This is a genomic window from Lentzea sp. NBRC 102530, from assembly GCF_030269365.1.
Lineage (GTDB): Bacteria > Actinomycetota > Actinomycetes > Mycobacteriales > Pseudonocardiaceae > Lentzea.
In genome coordinates this window covers 626,891-644,666 of the sequence record NZ_BSTF01000001.1, presented here as the reverse complement: position 1 = coordinate 644,666, position 17,776 = coordinate 626,891, and the positions used below count along the sequence as shown (strand labels likewise).

Genomic DNA, 17,776 nt, shown 5'->3' with positions numbered 1-17,776 from the left:
GATGTGGCACCTCACACGCCGGTGCAGCTCCAGCGCAACGGCCCGTGCGTGGGCGATGGAGCGAAGACCTGGTTGTCGTCGCTCACGACGTACCGGTCGTACTCGTCCAGCCGGGCACCGGCGGGAATCGGCAGTTCCGCGAGGAACTTCGTGCCCTGCCACACCGACAGGGGACCGTTGAGGGCGTTGCGCTCACCGACGAGGAGCCCGCGGGCGTTGATGGCGACGACCGTGCCGCCGTCCTCGACGTCGGTGGCGCGGCCGTCGCGGTCCCACAACACCGCCTGCTGGTCGACCGGGTCGAAGAACATCTTCATGCCGCCCGCCGTCCCGCCGCCGATCGCGTCGGCGAACACCATCGCGCCGCCCGTGTCCAGCGGCGTCACCTGTCCGTCGCGCCAGTACGCTCCGCCGGTCGGGCTGGTGGGTCGCAGGAGGACGGTGCCGTCGTCGTCCAGGCCGTGCACGCGCCCGGCCGGCGAGTCGATGATCCGCGCTCCCACCGCGAACGGGGACAACAACACGCCCACGTGCTGCCCGCCGTCGGTCTTGACCGCACCGGTGAGCACGTCGCCGCGGTCGTTGAGACCCACCGCGCCCGTGAGCCGGTACCCGGCCGGCGCGAAGAGCTGGGTGAGCGTTCCGGAACCCCAGTGGCCGCCCGAGTAGAGGAAGACCGACGCGCGGTCCTCTCCGAAGATCTGGCTCTGCAGCAGCACGGTGCCCGCCGAGTTCTCGCCCTTCACGTCCAGCAACGGCAGGTGCGCGGTCTCCTGCACCACGCGCGGCTTGCCGCCCGTCCAGAGGACCAGTTCGTCCTTGTCGCTGCCCGGTTTGCGGGACGTGCCCGCGAACTCACCGCCGCTCACCGCGCCTTTGACGAAGGTCCACCTCGCGTCGTACCCGTCCGGCACCTCTATCTTCGACACGACCCACTGGCACGGCGCCTCCGCCGCCGTCGCCACCCCCGGTGCCACCAAAGCCGAGCAGGCAAGGCCCATCGCCGCCACGAACGCTCGTCTGCGCATCGCGAACTCCCCCTCAAGAGTCGACTGACGCCAAGGGCACGCGTGAACCTCTTCGACAGTTGCCCTGCGTCACCCGAACGGATCAAGGCAGACTGGCGGCCGTGACCACCGAACGCCCCAGTCCTCCGCTTCAGGCGGGCGAACGCGAGACCCTGCGCGCGTTCCTGGACTTCCACCGCGCCACCCTCGCGATGAAGTGCGACGGCCTGTCCGACGAGGACCTGCGCCGCCGCTCGATGCCGCCGTCCGCGCTCACGTTGCTGAGCCTGGTGCGGCACATGGCCGAGGTCGAGCGCACCTGGTTCCGCAAGGTCATCAACGGCGAGGAGGTCCCCCTCGTCTGGTCGGAGGACAACGACTACCAGGTCGCCTACGACGCCTCGAACTCCACGCGTGCCGAGGCGTTCGCCGCGTGGCAGCACGAGGTCGAGCACGCGCGCCGGATCGAACGCGAGGCCGAGTCGCTCGACGTCACGGGCTACCAGCCGCGCTGGGGCGAGCAGGTGTCGTTGCGACTGGTCATGAACCACCTGTGCCACGAGTACGCGCGGCACAACGGCCACGCCGACTTCCTGCGCGAGGGCGTCGACGGCGTCACCGGGGCGTGAGGCTCCGCTGTGCGACCTCGATCACGGCGGGATCGCGCAGTTCCCGTCGCAGGGCCCGCAGATCGGCCAGTTCCTCGTCCAAAGAGGACGATGCGGACCAGGCGGAGGTCTCCGCCGGGTGCGCCGCCTCCGGCAGGGCCAGGCCGATCCGCAGCAGGCACGCGTCCAGCGCCAGCGCGGAGGTGACGCCGGCCTCCTCCAGGCGCGTCCCCGCCCACGCGCGAACGTCCGGCGGAACCCGGCCGGACACCTCCAGCTGCGCGTCGCGGATCTCCACGGTTCGCCGGTACAGCCGCAGTTCCAGCGGACCCGCGCACCAGCGCGGCGGGTCACCCAGCACCACCGACGGCACGGCCGCGACGAGCTCCGTCCACAACGGACCGAGCTGCCGGTGCCCGTGCGCCCGGCGCGCCCACCGCACCGTGCCGGAGGCCGCGTGGACCACGGCGCTCAGCGCGACGAGCAGGAAGCTCAGGCGCACCACCACGTCGCTCCAGCTGACCAGCAGACCGGTGCACCCCAGCCACACCGGTGCCAGCAGCGCGGAGCCGGCGTTCCCGAGCCCGAACCACACCATGCAGCCGACCCCCGCGAGCCCGGCCGCCCACCAGAGCGGCGGGACGGTGGCGGACAAGGCGAAGCACACCACGGCGAGCGCGACCGGCCTGGCCCGCGACGACCGGCGCGTCACCCACAGGTGCAGCAGGGCGAAACACCAGACCGCGAGCGCGATCACCGCAGCCCGAAGCTCTCGGCGAACGAGCGCAGGCCGGTGTCCGGGCGCGGCGCGGGATCGGTCCAGCCGGCCCGGTCGCGGATCAGCGCGGCCACCATCTCCGCCTCCTGTTCCTGCGGCGTCGAGTACCGGGTGCGCATGAGCACCTTCCGCACCACCGCAGGGTCGAGGTCGCCGAGCAGCTCGGTGAGATCGCTCTCACCGAGTTCGTGGCCGCAGAGCACGTGCCCGATCTCGTGCAGGACGATGTTCTGCTGGTGGAACCTGCTCGCACCGCGCGCGTGGTAGACGTGGTCGGCCGAGGCGGTCGACACCCACAGCCCGCACGGCAGGTCGGCGGCCGCGACGTACGGCAACGGGTGCAGGTGCAGCGGGCGCCCGCGACTGGCGGACACCCGCTCGCACAGCGCGTCGAGCGAGAACGGCCGCGGCACCTCGAACCCGGCGAGCACGTCGCGCGACCGCCGCCGCAGCAGGCGCCAGCTCCTCACCGCGACTCGTCGTCCTCGGCCGGCGGCAGGCCCTCGATCGACCGCGCGTGCTGGATCATGCCGAGCACGGCCTTGATGCTCGCGGGCGAGAGGCCGTTGGCGCGCAGGGCCAGCGAGCGCACATCGCTGTCGCGCAGGGCGACCAGCAGTTCCAGCTGGTCCTCGATGCCGCTGGTGTCGTCGTCGAGGAAGTACGACGTGGGCACGCCGAAGAACTGGGCGAGGCCTTCGAGGTGGCGCTTCGTCGGGTTGTCGCGCAGGCCCTTGCGCAGCTGCCAGACGTAGGTGTGCGAGATCGAGATGCCCGCCTCGCGGATCGCGCCGGCCACCTCTTCGTAGGTGTACTCGCGCTGGCCCGCCGGGCGCACCGTTCTGAACAGCCGGTCCAGCCGTGCGGCCAGCGAGGCCGGTTCCCCCTGGGCTACCACCGGCACATCGTAGTTGACCGCGATCACACCGCGTCGGCTTGACCGCGCTTTCCGACGCGTGAGATCGTTCCCCGGTCGATCAACTCAGATTTATGGAACTGAGCGATCGTCAACTCTGGGGGTGTGGAGGGCGGACGAATCCCTGGCGTCCACCCTCCACCCGAAGTCCTCGTCAGTGCCCCGCGGCCGACGGGGGCAGGTCGGCCTGCGCGAGGCTCACCCCGCGGTCGGGGACGACGCCGAAGTGCGTGATCTGCCTGCCGGCGCCCAGTTCCGTGATCCAGTTCGCCGCCGTCCGGAACCGCCCGTACGGCAGGTCCATCAGGTGGTAGCTGCGGGTCACGGCCTTGGCGGGCAGGCTCGTGAGCGGCAGGCCCAGCGGGTTCGCGACCGCCTGCCAGCCGCCGAGGTCGACCACGAACCCGAGGTCCTTGTGCCGGTACTCGCGCGAGGTGCCGTGGCCCAGCGACGCCGCGATGTTGTGCGCGGCGGTCCTGCCCTGGCGCTCGGCGTGCTGGGCGGTCATCGCCGTGATCTCGCCCGGCCGGACGAGGTCGGGGACGGCGGCGGCGTCGCCCGCGGCCCACACGTCCTCGCAGACCCGCAGGTGCGCGTCGGTGTCGATCCGGCCGTTGGTCGCGGGCCTGTTCAACGTGCTCACCAGCGGGTCGGGCCGCACGCCGACGCACCACACCACGGTCCGCGTCGGGATCTCGCTGCCGTCGGAGAGCCGCGCGCACGTCGCGGTCATCTCTTCCAAGCTCGTCTCCAGCTTCACCTCCGCTCCGCGTTCGAGCAGCACCTTGTGCGTCGGTCCGGACAGTCGCGGATCGAGGCCGGGTAGTACGCGGGGAGCGATGTCGACGAGGATCCAGCGCGGTTTCACGTCCTTGAGGCCCGGCAGGTGGCGCCACGCGTCCTGGGTCAGCAGCTGCGTCTGCGCGAGCACCTCCGTGCCCGTGTAGCCCGCGCCCACCACCACGAACGTGCACCGCGCGCGGCGTTCTTCCGGATCGTCGGACTGGTCGGCGAGTTCGAGCTGCCGCAGCACGTGGTCGCGCAGGTGGATGGCCTCGGCGATGGTCCGGAAGCCCTTCGCGTGCTCGGCGACGCCGGGGATCGACAGCAGCCGGGTGACGCTGCCGGACGTGATCAGCAGCCGGTCGAACGCCATCTCGCGCGCGCGGCCCTCGACGTCAGTGACCCGCACGCACCTGCCGGCGAGGTCGATGCCGGTCGCGGCGCCGAGCACGAGCCTGGTGCGTTTGAGCTTGTTGCGCAGCGGCACGGCGACCCGGCGCGGGTCGAGCACGCCGCCCGCGACCTCGGGCAGCAGCGGGATGTAGAGCATGTAGTCCACCGGGTTGACCGCGACGAGCTCGGCCGCGCTCTCCGGCAGAGTGCGCTCCAGCGTGCGCAGGCAATGGAATCCGGCGAACCCGGTACCGATCACCAGGACCCTCGGCCGAGCGGACATCCGTCCTCCTCGTACAACCGTCAGTAGAAGCCCTCACGCCGCGCGGTGCTCTTGTGGCCCAGGTCGGCGCTGATCCGTTCCGCGGCGTCGAGCAGCAACGGCACCACCTCGCCGCGGACCTCCTGCACAGATGATCGCCCCACGGAGGTCGACGACGCGAGCGCGGCGACCACCTCCCCGGTGCGGTCGCGGACGGGCGCGGACACCGAGAGCAGCCCGATCTCCAGTTCCTCCGCCACGATCGACCACCCGTCCGAGCGAACCTGGCGCAGGTTCGCCCGGAACGCGTCGGCGTCGGTGACCGTGTGCCGGGTGAGTGCGGGCATCCCGGCGGCGACGATCTCGTCGACCAGCGCGTCCGGTGCCCACGCCAGCAGCACGCGGCCCATCGACGACGCGAACGCCGGGATGCGGGTGCCGACCGACACGTTGATGCTCATGATCCGCCGCACCGGCACGCGGGCGACGTAGACGGCGTCGCGTCCGTCCAGCTCGGCGAGCGACGCCGACTCCCCGGTCTTCGCGGACAGCTCCAGCAGGTGCGGCTGCGCGATCTCGATCATCGCGTGGGACGCCGAGTAGTGCTGCCCGATGCTCAGCACGCGCGGAGTGAGCGTCCACCGCGTGCCCTCGTTGCGCACGTACCCCAACCGTTGCAGCGTCAGGAGAATCCGGCGCACCGCCGGGCGGGACAGGTTGGTCGCGGCGGCCAGTTCCGCGAGGTTCGGGCTGACCCTCTCCTCGTCGAACGCGAGCAGCACGGCGAACCCGCGCTCGATGCTCTGGATGAAGTCGCGCTCGTCCGCCCCGCTGGTCATCGCCCCATCTTTCCGCACCATCACCCGTTGACACGGCCGCAACGTCGGTGCACCCTCATGTAACCGCAAAGCGTACACATTGTACGCACAGCGTACAGGAGGAGCGGGAGATGACTCTGGATCACCGCACAATCCGCAACGGGTTCGGCAGGTTCGCCACCGGTGTCACGGTCGTGACCTGCCGCAACGACGACGGAGAGCCGCACGGCGCGACCGTCAACGCCTTCACGGCCGTCTCGCTGGAACCGGCGCTGTGCCAGGTCACGCTCACCCGCAAGGCCAAGGCCTGCCGGTTCCTCGACGCCAAGCCGTTCGCCGTCAACGTCCTCGCCGCCGACCAGCTCGACGCGGCGTGGACCTTCGCGGGCCGCCCCCAGGGGCCCGCGCCGCGCTGGGCCGACGGGCCGACCGCCCCCGTTCTGCTCGGCAACGCCGCGACCATCTCGTGTCTGCCGTGGCGCACGTACGACGGTGGTGACCACCTGATCGTCATCGGGGAGGTCACCCACCTCAGCACCAGCGACGCCGATCCGTTGCTGTTCTTCGGTGGTGCGTTCCGCGAGATCGCCGACCGCACCGCAGACCACTGGATGAGCTCCGTCGACTGCCCGGACATCGGGTGGTTCGGCTCGGGCTTCGCCCCACTGCGAACCACTTCAACGCTGAAGGGTTAGGCATGACCACGCAGCAGCAACGCACGACCCGGCCGATGACCGGCGAGGAGTACATCGAGTCCATTCGGGACGGACGCGAGGTCTTCCTCGGCGGCGAGAAGGTCGGCGACGTCACGACGCACCCGGCGTTCCGCAACTCCGTCCGGATGACCGCGCGGTTGTACGACGCGTTGCACGACCCGGACAAGCAGGCCGTGCTGACCGCGCCGACCGACACCGGCAGCAGCGGCTTCACGCACCCGTTCTTCCGCACGCCCCGCAGCAGCGCGGATCTGTACGCCGACCGCGCCGCCATCGCGGAGTGGGCGCGGATGACCTACGGCTGGATGGGCCGCAGCCCCGACTACAAGGCCGCGTTCCTCGGGACCCTCGGTGCCAACGCGGACTTCTACAACCCGTTCGCGGACAACGCGCGGCGCTGGTACCAGGAGTCGCAGGAGAAGGTCCTGTACTGGAACCACGCGATCATCAACCCGCCGGTCGACCGCAACCGCAACCCCGACGAGGTCAGCGACGTGTTCATGCACGTCGAGGAGGAGCGCGACGACGGCCTGGTCGTGTCCGGCGCGAAGGTCGTGGCCACGGGTTCGGCGATCACGAACTACAACTTCATCGCGCACTACGGCCTGCCGATCAAGAAGCGCGAGTTCGCGCTGGTGTGCACGGTGCCGATGGGCGCGCCCGGCATGAAGCTGATCTGCCGCAACTCCTACTCGTACAACGTGGACCGCACCACCGGGCCGTTCGACTACCCGCTGTCGTCGCGGTTCGACGAGAACGACACGATCTTCGTGCTGGACCGGGTGAAGATCCCGTGGGAGAACGTCTTCATCTACGGCGACGCCGAGAAGGCCAGCACGTTCTTCCCCGGTTCCGGGTTCCTGCACCGCTTCACGTTCCACGGCGTCACGCGGCTGTCGGTGAAGCTCGACTTCATCGCCGGCCTGCTGCTCAAGGGTGTGGAAGCCACCGGGGTCAAGGACTTCCGCGGCATCCAGACCCGCGTCGGCGAGGTCATCGGGTGGCGCAACCTGTTCCACGCGCTGTCCGAGGCGATGTGCGCGAAGCCGGACGAGTGGGTGGACGGCGCCGTGCTGCCGCACCTCGACTTCGGCCTGGCGTACCGGTGGTTCATGACCGTCGGCTACCCGCGCATCCGCGAGATCATCATGCAGGACATGGGATCCGCGCTGATCTACCTGCCGTCGTCGGCCAAGGACTTCCTGTCCGACGAGACGCGACCGTACCTCGACAAGTACGTGCGCGGGTCGAACGGCATGGACGCCGTCGAGCGGGTGAAGCTGATGAAGCTGATCTGGGACTCGATCGGCAGCGAGTTCGGCGGCCGGCACGAGCTGTACGAGCGCAACTACTCCGGCAACCACGAGGGCGTGCGCGCGGAGATGCTGTTCGCCGCCCAGCAGTCCGGTGCCGCTGACGCCATGAAGGGCTTCGCCGAGCAGTGCATGGCCGAGTACGACCTGAACGGATGGACCGTTCCCGACCTCTTCAACCCCGGCGCGTCTGTCCTGAACGGAAGGTGACACCCCCGATGACTGCCGTTCACTCCCCCACCGCCGCCGACTCCGGCGCCTCCGCCAGCGCCCACTTCCGTTCGTCCGCCCGGGAAGGGCTCACCGTCTCTCCCGAGCGGGTGTCCACCGTGGTCACCGCCGTGCTGCAGGGCGTGCACTCGGCGATCCGCGCCCACGACGTCACCTACCCCGAGTTCCAGGCCGCGAAGCAGTGGCTGATGGACCTCGGCGAGGGCGGCGAGTGGCCGTTGTTCCTGGACGTGTTCGTGGAGCACGTCGTCGAGGAGGTCGCGGCCCGCACGCAGGACGGCACCTTGGGCAGCATCCTCGGGCCGTACTACCTGCCGGACCAGGTCACGCTGCCCGCGGTGTGCACGTTGCCGATGCGCGCGGACGAGGAAGGCGCGCCACTGGTGTTCTCCGGCCGCGTGACGGACCTCGCCGGGCAGCCGCTGGCCGGTGCCGAACTCGACATCTGGCACGCCGACTCGCTCGGCTACTACTCCGGGTTCGCGCCGGACATCCCGTCCGGGAACCTGCGCGGGGTCGTCGTGACCGACGCCGAAGGCCGGTTCGAGATCACGACCGTGCAGCCCGCGCCGTACCAGATCCCGACGGACGGGCCGACCGGGCGGATGATCGACGCGGCGGGCTGGCACCCGTGGCGTCCCGCGCACCTGCACCTCATCGTGCGTGCTGCCGGACATCGGCCGATCACCACACAGCTCTACTTCGCGGGCGGGCAGTACGTCGACGACGACGTGGCCGAGGCCGTGAAGCCCGAGCTGGTGCTGACGCCGGTCGACCAGCACGTCTCGTACGACTTCGTGCTCGAGCCGGCATGAAGGACCTGCTGATCGACGGCGTGGACACGGTCCTGCTCGACGTCCCGCTCGTCCGGCCGCACCGCTTCGCCCGCACCGGGATGGACGCGCAGCCCGTGCTGCTCGTCCACGTCCGGACCGCGGGCGGGGCGGTCGGCCTCGGCGAGGGTGTCGTGCCGGGCGGGCCGTGGTGGGGCGGTGAGTCGGTCGAGACGATGAAGGTCGTCATCGACCAGTACATCGCCCCGCTGCTGCTGGGCCGGCGAGTCGACGACATCGCGGGCATCCTGCAGGCCGTCAACGACGTCGTGAACGCGAACCTCTACGCCAAGGCCGCCGTCGAGGTCGCGTTGCACGACGCGTGGGCGCGGTCTCTCGGTGTCCCGGTGCACACGGTGCTGGGCGGCCTGGCGCGCACGTCGATCCCGGTGACGTGGGCGCTCGGCACGGAACCCGCGGCCGTCGTGATCGAGGAGGCGATGGCCAAGCTCGACCTCGGGCACCGCAGCTTCAAGCTCAAGATGGGCGCGCAGGACCCCGCCGACGACGTGCGGCGGGTGTGCGTGATCGCGGAGAAGCTGGCCGGGGTGGCGGGTGTGCGCGTGGACATCAACGCGCGCTGGGACCGGCTGACGTCGTTGCGGTACCTGCCCCAGCTCGCCGACGCGGGCGTCGAACTGGTGGAGCAACCGGTGCCGGGCGCCGAGGTCGAGTGGCTGGCGGAGATCAACCGCGCGCTGCCGATCCCGGTGATGGCGGACGAGTCGTTGCGCACGCCCTCGGACGCGTTGCGACTGGCGGGGATGCGGGCGGCGGACGTGTTCTCGTTGAAGACGACCAAGTCCGGTGGGCTGCGGGCGACGGCGGCGATCGCTTCGATCGCGGCCGCGGCGGGTATTCCGTGTCACGGCGGCACCTCGATCGAGAGCCCGGTCGGCACGGCGGCGTCGCTGCACCTCGCCTGCGCCTCTCCGGCGGTGACGTGGGGCAGCGAGCTGTTCGGGCCGTTGCTCATGCGCGAGGAGCTGCTGGCCACGCCGCTGCGCTACGACGGCGGTGACCTGCACCTGCCGGTCGGCCCCGGGCTCGGCATCGAGCTGGACCCGGCGGCCGTCGCGGCCTTCACCCGGAGGTGAGCATGCTCTTCCACGTGCGGATGGACGTTTCCCTGCCCCACGACATGGACCCGCAGCGCCGCGCCGAACTGGTGCGCGCCGAACGCGAACGGGCGCTGGAGCTGCAGAAGATGGGCGTGTGGCCGCACCTGTGGCGGGTGGTCGGGCAGTACAGCAACATCAGCGTCTTCGACGTGCCCACCCACGACGAGCTGCACGCGTTCCTGTCGTCGTTACCGTTGTGGGAGTTCATGAACGTGCAGGTGACTCCCCTCGCGACCCATCCCTCGGACCTGGCGGCGCAACCATGACGGCGGTGCGGGAAGGCCTGGTGTGGCGTTCGCTCGCGGACGTCCCCCCGGACTGGCCGGGGTGCGTGGTGACGATCGGGGTGTTCGACGGTGTTCATCGTGGGCACGCTCACCTGATCGCCGCCGCGCGCTCGGTGGCAGGCACCCGGCCGGTGGTGCTGGTGACGTTCGACCCGCACCCGGCGTCCGTGCTGGGGCTGCCGCGCGACACCTCGGCGTTGAGCACCGTCGACCGACGGGCCGAACTCGGGCACTCGCTCGGCGTCGAGGCGATCCTCGTGTTGCCGTTCACGCGCCGGTTCGCTGCTCTGTCGCCCTGGGAGTTCGTCTCGGGCGTGCTGGTGGACGGGCTGCACGCGGAGGCCGTGGTGGTCGGGTCGAACTTCACGTTCGGGCATCGCGGCGCCGGGACCGTGGCGACGTTGCGGGAGCTGGGGCTGGAGGCGTACGGGATCGACCTGGTGGACGGGTGTTCGTCGACGCGGGTGCGGGAGCTGGTGCGGCTCGGCGATGTGAGCGCTGCCAGCGCCGTGCTGGGGCGGCCGCACCGGATAGAAGGGGTGCTGACCGACGGTGTGCTCGCGGTGCTGCCCGGGACCGCGGTGCCGCCGGACGGGCAGTACGTCGGACTGCTCGACGGGCGGCTGGCCCGGGTGATCGTGTCCGGCTCGGTGCTGGTGGAGGGGCCGGACGGACCCGCCGCCGTCGAGTTCGTGGACCGGTTGTGACCTCGTCGCCCGTGGACAGGGTGCGGAGGTTGGAGGACCTGGAGGCGATCCGGGCGCTGGACGCCGCGTACTGCCGTTCGCTGGACTCCGGGTCGTGGGACGCGCTGGTGTCGTTGTTCCTGCCGGACGGCGAGTTCGTCGGGCTGTCCACCGCGCGCGGGCACGCCGGGTTGCGGTCGTTCTTCGCCGGGCTGGCGGACGGCGGACTGACCGCGTTCTGGCACCACGTGACGAACCTGGAGATCGACCTGGACGGCGATCGCGCGCACGTCTGCTCGTTCCTCTTCCAGCCGTGCGTGCTGCACGGCGTTCCGCACGTGGCCGGCGGCCGGTACCACGACGATCTCGTGCGGGTGGGTTCGGCGTGGCGCTACCAGCGCAAACGTGTCGTTTTCGACTACTTCACGCCGTTGGCGGAAGGCTGGGACCACGGCCGGTTCAGCCTCGACTCGGCCAGGGCGACCCGATGGGAGCACGCGTGATCCACTACGCCGTCGACGGACCCGCGGACGCCGACGTCCTGGTGCTCGGCCCGTCCCTCGGTACCGACCTCGGCCTCTTCGACGCCCAGGTCGCCGGGCTCGCCGACCGCTGGCGCGTGGTCCGGTTCGACCTGCGCGGTCACGGTGGAACTCCGGCCGCGCCCGGCCCGTACTCGATGGCCGGCCTGGCGTCCGACGTCGTGGAACTGCTCGACGACCTGGGCGTGCGCACGTTCCACTACCTCGGGGTGTCGATCGGCGGGGCGATCGGCCAGCAGCTCGCTTTGTCTTACCCTGCACGGGTGTTGACGCTCACCGTCTGCGCGTCCGCCGCGCGGTTCGCCGACCCGCCGCAGTGGCCGGTGCGGGCCGCGACCGTGCGTTCGGAGGGCGTCGAGGCGATGGTGGCGTCCCGGCCCGGCACGTGGTTCACGCACGAGTTCGCGGCCCGTGAGCCGGAGGAGGCGCAGCGGCTGCTGGACATGCTGCGCGCGACGTCCGCCGAGGGGTACGCGGGGTGTTGCGAGGCGATCGGGGCGTTCGACGTGCGCGCCGACCTGGGCCGTGTCACCGCGCCGACGTTGGTGATCGCGGGTGCCGGCGACCCCGCGACGCCGCCCGGCCTGGTGCGCGAGATCGCCGACGGGATTCCCGGGGCGCGGTTCGAAGTCGTGGCGGACTCGGCTCACCTGCTGACCGCCGAACGTCCCGAGGTCGTGAACACCATGATCGCGGAACATCTGACGAGGAGTGTTCATGCGTGACGCCGTCATCTGCGAGCCCATCCGCACACCGGTGGGCCGCTACAACGGTGCGCTGAAGGACCGGACGGCGCAGGAGCTCGGGGCGATCGTCGTCAGTGAGCTGCTGCGCCGCACCGGACTCGATCCGTCCACAGTGGATGACCTGGTTCTCGGCCACTGCTACCCCACCATGGACGCGCCCGCGATCGGCCGGGTCGTCGCGCTGGACGCGGGTCTCGGCGTCGGCGTGCCGGGCGTGCAGCTCGACCGCCGGTGCGGCTCCGGGTTGCAGGCCGTGCTGAACGCGGCGATGGCCGTGCAGACCGGCGCGCAGGACCTGGTGCTCGCGGGCGGCGTGGAGAGCATGTCGAACGCGGGCACCGACGCCCTCACGCGAGGGCGCACGACCGCGGGTGGCGTGCGCTACCCGGTGCCCGGCGGCATGCTGGAGACGGCCGAGAACCTGCGCCGCGAGTACTCCGTCCCGCGCGAGGAACAGGACGAACTGGCGTTGCGCAGCCACGAACGCGCGGTCGCGGCACAGGTGTCCGGACGGTTCGCCGACGAACTGGTGCCGGTCGGCGACTTCGTCGCGGACGAGCACCCGCGACCGGGGTCGACGCTCGAGAAGCTCGCCTCGCTGAAGCCGGTCATGGACGTCGAGGGCGCCACCGTCACCGCCGGCAACGCGTCCGGGCAGAACGACGGCGCCGCGCTCTGCGTCGTCACGCACCCGGAGCGGGCCGCCGAGCTGGGCCTGCGACCGTTGGCACGCCTGGTGTCCTGGGCGTCGGCCGGGGTCGAGCCCGCACGCATGGGCATCGGGCCGGTGCCGTCGTCCGCGCGGGCGTTGCGGATCGCGGGCCTGAAGCTCGACGACATGGACCTGATCGAGCTGAACGAGGCGTTCGCCGCTCAGGTGCTCGCGGTGACGCGCGAGTGGGGCGTCACCGACTTCGACCGGATCAACGTCAACGGTTCCGGCATCGCGCTGGGCCACCCGGTCGGCGCGACGGGCGCGCGGATCCTCGCGACCATGCTGCGGGAACTGGAACGCCGGGACGGCCGGTACGCGCTGGAGACGATGTGCATCGGCGGCGGGCAGGGGCTCGCCGCGGTCTTCGAGAGGGTGTCATGAACAAGGTTGTGGCCTCCGCGGCCGCCGCCGTATCCGATGTGGACGACGGCGCGACCATCGCGGTCGGCGGCTTCGGGCTGAGCGGTGTGCCGAAGTTCCTCATCAACGCGGTGCTGGACAAGGGAGTCGGGTCGCTCGGCATCGTGTCGAACAACTGCGGCGCGATGGACCAGGGCCTCGCCGTGCTGCTGTCGGCCGGTCGGATCGCGCGCGTCACCGGGTCGTACATCGGGCAGAACAAGGAGTTCGCCCGCCAGTACCTCGCCGGCGAGCTGGAGGTCGAGCTGATCCCGCAGGGAACGCTGGCCGAACGGCTGCGCGCGGGCGGCGCGGGCATCCCGGCGTTCTACACGCCCGCCGGGGTCGGCACGCTCGTCGCGGACGGCGGCCTGCCGTGGCGCTACCACCCGGACGGCACGGTCGCGAAGGCCTCGCCGCCCAAGGAGGTGCGCGAGTTCGACGGCCGCGAGTACGTGCTGGAGCAGAGCATCCGCACCGACTTCGCGCTGGTCCGGGCCGCGAAGGCGGACCGGTTCGGGAACCTGGTGTTCGCGAAGTCGTCCCGCAACTTCAACCCGCTCGCCGCGATGGCGGGCCGCGTGACGATCGCCGAGGCCGAGCAGTTGGTGGACGCGATCGACCCCGACGAGGTGCACCTGCCGGGCATCTTCGTGCAGCGGGTCGTGGAGCTGACGGCCGAGCAGGCCGCCGAGAAGAGCGTGGAGTTCAGGACGGTGAGCGATGCCCTGGAATCGTGACGAGATGGCCGCCCGCGCCGCGCTGGAGCTGCGCGACGGCGAGTACGTCAACCTCGGCATCGGCGTGCCGACGCTGATCCCGAACCACCTGCCACCCGGCGTCGAGGTCGTGCTGGAGTCCGAGAACGGCATCCTCGGCGTCGGCCCGTACCCGGCGTCGTCCGACGTGGACCCCGACCTCATCAACGCGGGCAAGGAGACCGTGACCGTCCTGCCGGGAGCGTCGTTCTTCGACTCCTCCCTGTCGTTCGGCATGATCCGCGGCGGCCACGTCGACGTGGCGGTGCTCGGCGCGATGCAGGTGTCGGCGCGCGGCGACCTGGCGAACTGGGCGGTGCCCGGCAAGCTCGTCACCGGCATCGGCGGCGCCATGGACCTCGTGCACGGCGCGCGCCGCGTGATCGTCGTGATGACGCACTCGGCCAAGGACGGCGGCGCCAAGCTCGTCGACGAGTGCACGCTCCCGTTGACCGGCAAGGCGTGCGTCGACCGCGTGATCACCGACCTGGGCGTGTTCGACGTGACCCCGGACGGCCTCCGCCTCGTCGAACTGGCGCCGGACGTGACGTTCGAGAAGGTGCAGGAGCTGACGGAACCGACGATCCTGCGGTGACGGGCCTGCGGCCGCCGGTGCCGGACACGTCTCCGGTCGTGCGGGGATCGACGCCTCGGCAGGCCTTGCGCAACACCGTCGACCTGGCGCGGGACCGGCGGCGCCAGACCTGGCAGAACGAGATCGAGGGCAGTTCCCGGGCCTCCGGCACCCACCGGGTGCCGGCACTGGTCGTGCAGGACCTGGAGGTGTACTCCATCGCGATCATGGTCATCCAGTGGCATGCCGCAGTGGGTGGAAGCAGGACTCTGGGGACTGGCCGGTGGCGGCGCGCTCGTGGCGGGCGCGCTCGTCGCCTGGTTCGCGCGGGTGCCTCGGCACGTGGTCGCGGTCGTGATGGCGTTCGGCGCCGGGGTGCTGATCGCGGCGGCCGCGTTCGAACTGGTCGACGAGGCGGAGAAGACCGGCGGCCTGCTCGCGACCACAGCCGGCTTCCTCGGTGGCGCTGTCGTGTACGTGCTGGCCAACGTCGGGCTCGCCCGGTACGGGGCGCGGCACCGCAAGCGCAGCAGCGACCAGCCCAGCGAGTCCGAGCAGGCGGGCAGCGGCACGGCGATCGCGGTCGGCGCGCTGCTCGACGGAGTGCCCGAGTCGGTCGTGCTGGGGGTGTCGTTGCTGGGTGGTGGAGGGGTCGGCGCGGCGATGGTCGCCGCTGTGGTGATCTCGAACGTCCCGGAGGGCCTCTCCAGCGTCGCTGGCATGAAGCAGGCAGGCCGCGGGCCGGGCTACGTGTTCGGCGTGTGGGGCGCGATCGCCCTGGCCAGCGGCCTGTCGGCGGCACTGGGCAACGTGCTGCTCGACGGTGCTTCCCCGCAGGTCGTCGCGGTGATCACGGCCGTCGCCGCCGGCGCGATCCTCGCGATGGTCGCCGACACCATGATCCCCGAGGCCTTCGAGCGCGCCCACCTCTACACCGGGCTGTGCACCACCGCCGGGTTCCTCACGGCGTTCGTGGTGGAACGCCTCGGCTAGGCGCGCCGACCTGCGGCAGGCGCACGTCCGACGCGGTCACACCGCCACCCCCAGGCAGTCCCGCAGCCTGATCAGGCCGTCGCGCATCCGAGTCTTCACCGTGCCCAGCGGAACGTCCAGCAGGCTCGCCACCTCCGCATAGCTGTAACCGCGGTAGTAGGCCATCACCACGGACTCGCGCTGCAACTGGGTCAGGAACTGCAAGCACCGTCGGACCTTGCGCTGTTCCAGGCGTTCAGCGACCTGCTCGGCGACCTCGTCGAACGGCGTCACCACGCCCAGCGCCGCGGCCCGCTCGTCCCGGCCGGCCGCCGCCCGGGCGGACCTCACCCGGTCGACCGCACGCCGGTGCGCCATCGTCAGGATCCAGGTCATGGCCTTGCCCCGATCGGGGTCGAACCGGCTCGCCGTCCGCCACACCTCCAGCATGACCTCCTGGAACACCTCCTCCGACTGGGCCTGGTCCCGCAACACCCGGCGCACGAGCCCGAACACAGCTCCTGACACCAGGTCGTACAGCTGACCGAACGCGGTCTCGTCACCCCGCGACACCTGCAGCAGCAACTCACCCGCGCCCGCGGGTTCCTCCGGGTCCCCGATCCCGTGGGGAAGGGTCGACCGGGGTTGATCCAGATCCCGCATCCTGCTCCTCTTCGTCACCTGACCGACCTCCGAGCGGAGCCGACACCCACTCGGACGGGTGAGGCGCGCGTCGTGCCACGCGGCACGCATCGAAGAGCACCGGGAAAGTCGCGGTGGAAACCAGATACCACTGGCCACCCGCAACTACCGAATCAGTCGCACTTTCGAGTGAACAGGTAGGCGGCCGGCCTCGTGGTCGAGCTCGTGCCCGGTATGAGGTCCGGACGCTTGGCCACCGCACGAGAGTCCCCGGCCAGAAGACCGTGCTCGCGGTGCCCACCAGCAGCTCCACCGGCGCGCTGCCGCACTCAGCCCTCGGCACGGAGGCCTCGACGAGTCCGACCGGCCCGCCACCACCGTCGGCGCCAGTACCGGTGCCCGCCGAGCGCGACCAGACCGGTGTTGCGCACGTACCGGCAGTTCACGGTGCTCCAGCGACCGCGGGCGATGCCGTCACACCAATCCGCGCCGCGGGAGTCGCCGAATCACCGGTGTCCGCGGCGTTGGGCGGTGTGGCTCGGCGCTGGAGCCCGTCGGAGAGGCCGATCCGCTTGTACCAGACCGGCATCGTCCTGATCGCCGCACTCGCGGCGGTGTCGCTGCTCCCCTCCCCCGCACCGGTGTTGTGGGTCGTCCGCGCGCTGACGCTCAGCCTCGCGCCTCCGCTGGCACTGCTGGCCGCAGCGCTGGCCGTGGTGGCCGTGTTCGCCGGCGATCTCGTCTTCGCGGTCGTCGCGGCGGTGACCGCGGGTGCGCAGGTGTGCGTGGCCGGAGCGCAGTGGGGGCAGGCGTTGGCGATGGGCGTCCGGCCCTCGCTGGCTTCCGCGTTCCTGGACCTCACGGGGTTCCTTCGCGCGCGGGCACCGGAGACCCGCGAACTCGTCACCCGCGACGGTGTGTCCCTTCCGCTCGGCGTCTGGCATCCGGCGGACCGCACGACGACGGGACCCGCTGTCGTGCTCGTGCACGGCGGAGGCTGGGCGGGCGGGAACTGGCGGCAGCTGCGTGCGTACGCGAACTGGTTGGCGGACAACGGTTATCGCGCTGTCTGCATCAGCTACCGGCTGGCTCCGCCCGCGCGGTGGGACGTCGCTCCGTTCGACGTGATCGACGGTGTGCGGTGGGTGGAGGCGCACGCGGGCGCGCTCGGCGTCGACCCGGACCGGGTCGCGTTGTTCGGTTCGTCCGCGGGCGGGCACCTCGCGTTGCTCGCGGCGAGCCTCGGGGAGCACCCGCGCCCGCGGGCCGTCGTGTCGGTGTACGGGCCGGTGGACCTGCTGTCGCTCTACGACACGTTGCGGCACAAGCGCGTCAGCCCGGTCGGCCGGGAGGTGGCTCCGCTGGTCGACTTCCTCGGTGGCACGCCGCAGGAGGTGGCGGACCGCTGGGAGTGGAGTTCGCCCATCGCTCACGTCGAGTCCGCGCCCGCGCGTGTCTGCGTCGTCACAGGCGCGCAGGACCAGTGGGTGCCGCTGGAGACCATCACGCCGTACATGGTGGCGCCGGAGCTGCCGACGCTGGTCTCGCTCAAGCGGGCCGATCACTGCTTCGACCTCGTCTGGGGCTCGATTCCAGCGCAGGCCGCGCGTTTCGTCGTGCTGGAGTTCCTCCGCCAGGCGTTCGCGAGGTGACGGCGGAGGAACTCCAGCGGCACG

General features: G+C 71.2%; 21 protein-coding genes. 14 read left to right on the top strand and 7 right to left on the bottom strand.

Annotation, left to right across the window (positions count from 1 at the left end):
• Positions 1-11 precede the first annotated feature (11 nt).
• Positions 12-1,028 (bottom strand): hypothetical protein, encoded by a 1,017-nt coding sequence (locus QSK25_RS02860; RefSeq protein ID WP_285632082.1) that lies wholly within the window; start codon positions 1,026-1,028, stop codon positions 12-14.
• 101 nt (positions 1,029-1,129) lie between these two features.
• Between QSK25_RS02860 and QSK25_RS02855 the strand changes: the two genes are divergently transcribed.
• Positions 1,130-1,636, top strand: coding sequence for a DinB family protein (locus tag QSK25_RS02855; RefSeq protein WP_285632079.1), 507 nt, complete (start codon positions 1,130-1,132; stop codon positions 1,634-1,636).
• Here QSK25_RS02855 and QSK25_RS02850 read toward each other — a convergent pair.
• The 5 genes from QSK25_RS02850 to QSK25_RS02830 form a co-directional block, all read right to left on the bottom strand.
• Complete coding sequence (locus tag QSK25_RS02850) at positions 1,623-2,372, bottom strand: DUF6545 domain-containing protein (RefSeq protein WP_285632076.1); 750 nt, start codon at positions 2,370-2,372, stop codon at positions 1,623-1,625. The genes QSK25_RS02855 and QSK25_RS02850 overlap by 14 nt on opposite strands.
• Positions 2,369-2,863 (bottom strand): hypothetical protein, encoded by a 495-nt coding sequence (locus tag QSK25_RS02845; RefSeq protein ID WP_285632073.1) that lies wholly within the window; start codon positions 2,861-2,863, stop codon positions 2,369-2,371. Before QSK25_RS02845 ends, QSK25_RS02850 begins: the two co-directional genes overlap by 4 nt.
• On the bottom strand, positions 2,860-3,291 hold the full coding sequence (locus QSK25_RS02840; protein ID WP_285632070.1) for an XRE family transcriptional regulator: 432 nt from the start codon (positions 3,289-3,291) through the stop codon (positions 2,860-2,862). The genes QSK25_RS02845 and QSK25_RS02840 overlap by 4 nt, the downstream gene beginning before the upstream one ends.
• A gap of 172 nt (positions 3,292-3,463) precedes the next feature.
• The gene (locus QSK25_RS02835; RefSeq protein ID WP_285632067.1) at positions 3,464-4,768 is read right to left on the bottom strand and encodes an NAD(P)/FAD-dependent oxidoreductase; all 1,305 of its coding nucleotides are present in this window, start codon (positions 4,766-4,768) and stop codon (positions 3,464-3,466) included.
• A 20-nt stretch (positions 4,769-4,788) separates the two neighbouring features.
• The gene (locus QSK25_RS02830) at positions 4,789-5,586 is read right to left on the bottom strand and encodes an IclR family transcriptional regulator domain-containing protein (RefSeq protein WP_285632064.1); all 798 of its coding nucleotides are present in this window, start codon (positions 5,584-5,586) and stop codon (positions 4,789-4,791) included.
• Positions 5,587-5,696: 110 nt separating this feature from the next.
• Between QSK25_RS02830 and QSK25_RS02825 the strand changes: the two genes are divergently transcribed.
• The 12 genes from QSK25_RS02825 to QSK25_RS02770 all read left to right on the top strand — a co-directional run bounded on the left by QSK25_RS02825 (position 5,697) and on the right by QSK25_RS02770 (position 15,479).
• A complete protein-coding gene (locus QSK25_RS02825; RefSeq protein WP_285632061.1) occupies positions 5,697-6,260 on the top strand; it encodes a flavin reductase family protein in 564 nt (187 codons plus the stop codon).
• A 2-nt stretch (positions 6,261-6,262) separates the two neighbouring features.
• Positions 6,263-7,804: a 4-hydroxyphenylacetate 3-hydroxylase family protein gene (locus QSK25_RS02820; RefSeq protein ID WP_285632058.1), complete on the top strand. Its 1,542-nt coding sequence runs from the start codon at positions 6,263-6,265 to the stop codon at positions 7,802-7,804.
• Between the two features lie 8 nt (positions 7,805-7,812).
• Positions 7,813-8,640: a dioxygenase family protein gene (locus tag QSK25_RS02815; protein WP_285632055.1), complete on the top strand. Its 828-nt coding sequence runs from the start codon at positions 7,813-7,815 to the stop codon at positions 8,638-8,640.
• On the top strand, positions 8,637-9,755 hold the full coding sequence (locus tag QSK25_RS02810; RefSeq protein ID WP_285632053.1) for a muconate/chloromuconate family cycloisomerase: 1,119 nt from the start codon (positions 8,637-8,639) through the stop codon (positions 9,753-9,755). Before QSK25_RS02815 ends, QSK25_RS02810 begins: the two co-directional genes overlap by 4 nt.
• Positions 9,756-9,757: 2 nt before the next feature.
• A complete protein-coding gene (catC, locus tag QSK25_RS02805) occupies positions 9,758-10,045 on the top strand; it encodes a muconolactone Delta-isomerase (RefSeq protein ID WP_285632050.1) in 288 nt (95 codons plus the stop codon).
• A 5-nt stretch (positions 10,046-10,050) separates the two neighbouring features.
• A complete protein-coding gene (locus QSK25_RS02800) occupies positions 10,051-10,773 on the top strand; it encodes a cytidyltransferase (protein WP_285632047.1) in 723 nt (240 codons plus the stop codon).
• Between the two features lie 20 nt (positions 10,774-10,793).
• Positions 10,794-11,255 (top strand): nuclear transport factor 2 family protein, encoded by a 462-nt coding sequence (locus QSK25_RS02795; protein ID WP_285632973.1) that lies wholly within the window; start codon positions 10,794-10,796, stop codon positions 11,253-11,255.
• Positions 11,240-12,019 (top strand): 3-oxoadipate enol-lactonase, encoded by a 780-nt coding sequence (gene pcaD / locus QSK25_RS02790; protein WP_285632045.1) that lies wholly within the window; start codon positions 11,240-11,242, stop codon positions 12,017-12,019. Before QSK25_RS02795 ends, pcaD begins: the two co-directional genes overlap by 16 nt.
• Positions 12,012-13,136 carry an acetyl-CoA C-acetyltransferase gene (locus QSK25_RS02785; protein ID WP_285632042.1) on the top strand — a complete coding sequence of 375 codons (1,125 nt, stop codon included), beginning with the start codon at positions 12,012-12,014 and terminating at the stop codon, positions 13,134-13,136. Before pcaD ends, QSK25_RS02785 begins: the two co-directional genes overlap by 8 nt.
• Positions 13,133-13,894, top strand: coding sequence for a CoA transferase subunit A (locus QSK25_RS02780; protein ID WP_285632039.1), 762 nt, complete (start codon positions 13,133-13,135; stop codon positions 13,892-13,894). Before QSK25_RS02785 ends, QSK25_RS02780 begins: the two co-directional genes overlap by 4 nt.
• Positions 13,878-14,507, top strand: a complete 630-nt coding sequence (locus QSK25_RS02775; protein ID WP_285632036.1) for a CoA transferase subunit B — start codon at positions 13,878-13,880, stop codon at positions 14,505-14,507. Before QSK25_RS02780 ends, QSK25_RS02775 begins: the two co-directional genes overlap by 17 nt.
• Positions 14,508-14,729: 222 nt before the next feature.
• The gene (locus QSK25_RS02770) at positions 14,730-15,479 is read left to right on the top strand and encodes a ZIP family metal transporter (RefSeq protein ID WP_285632033.1); all 750 of its coding nucleotides are present in this window, start codon (positions 14,730-14,732) and stop codon (positions 15,477-15,479) included.
• 36 nt (positions 15,480-15,515) lie between these two features.
• Here QSK25_RS02770 and sigK read toward each other — a convergent pair whose 3' ends face one another.
• Entirely contained in the window at positions 15,516-16,121 is a 606-nt protein-coding gene (sigK, locus tag QSK25_RS02765) for an ECF RNA polymerase sigma factor SigK (RefSeq protein ID WP_285632030.1), read from the bottom strand.
• Between the two features lie 491 nt (positions 16,122-16,612).
• On the opposite strand from sigK, the gene QSK25_RS02760 reads away from it, so the two are divergent.
• A complete protein-coding gene (locus QSK25_RS02760) occupies positions 16,613-17,752 on the top strand; it encodes an alpha/beta hydrolase (RefSeq protein WP_285632028.1) in 1,140 nt (379 codons plus the stop codon).
• Positions 17,753-17,776 lie beyond the last annotated feature (24 nt).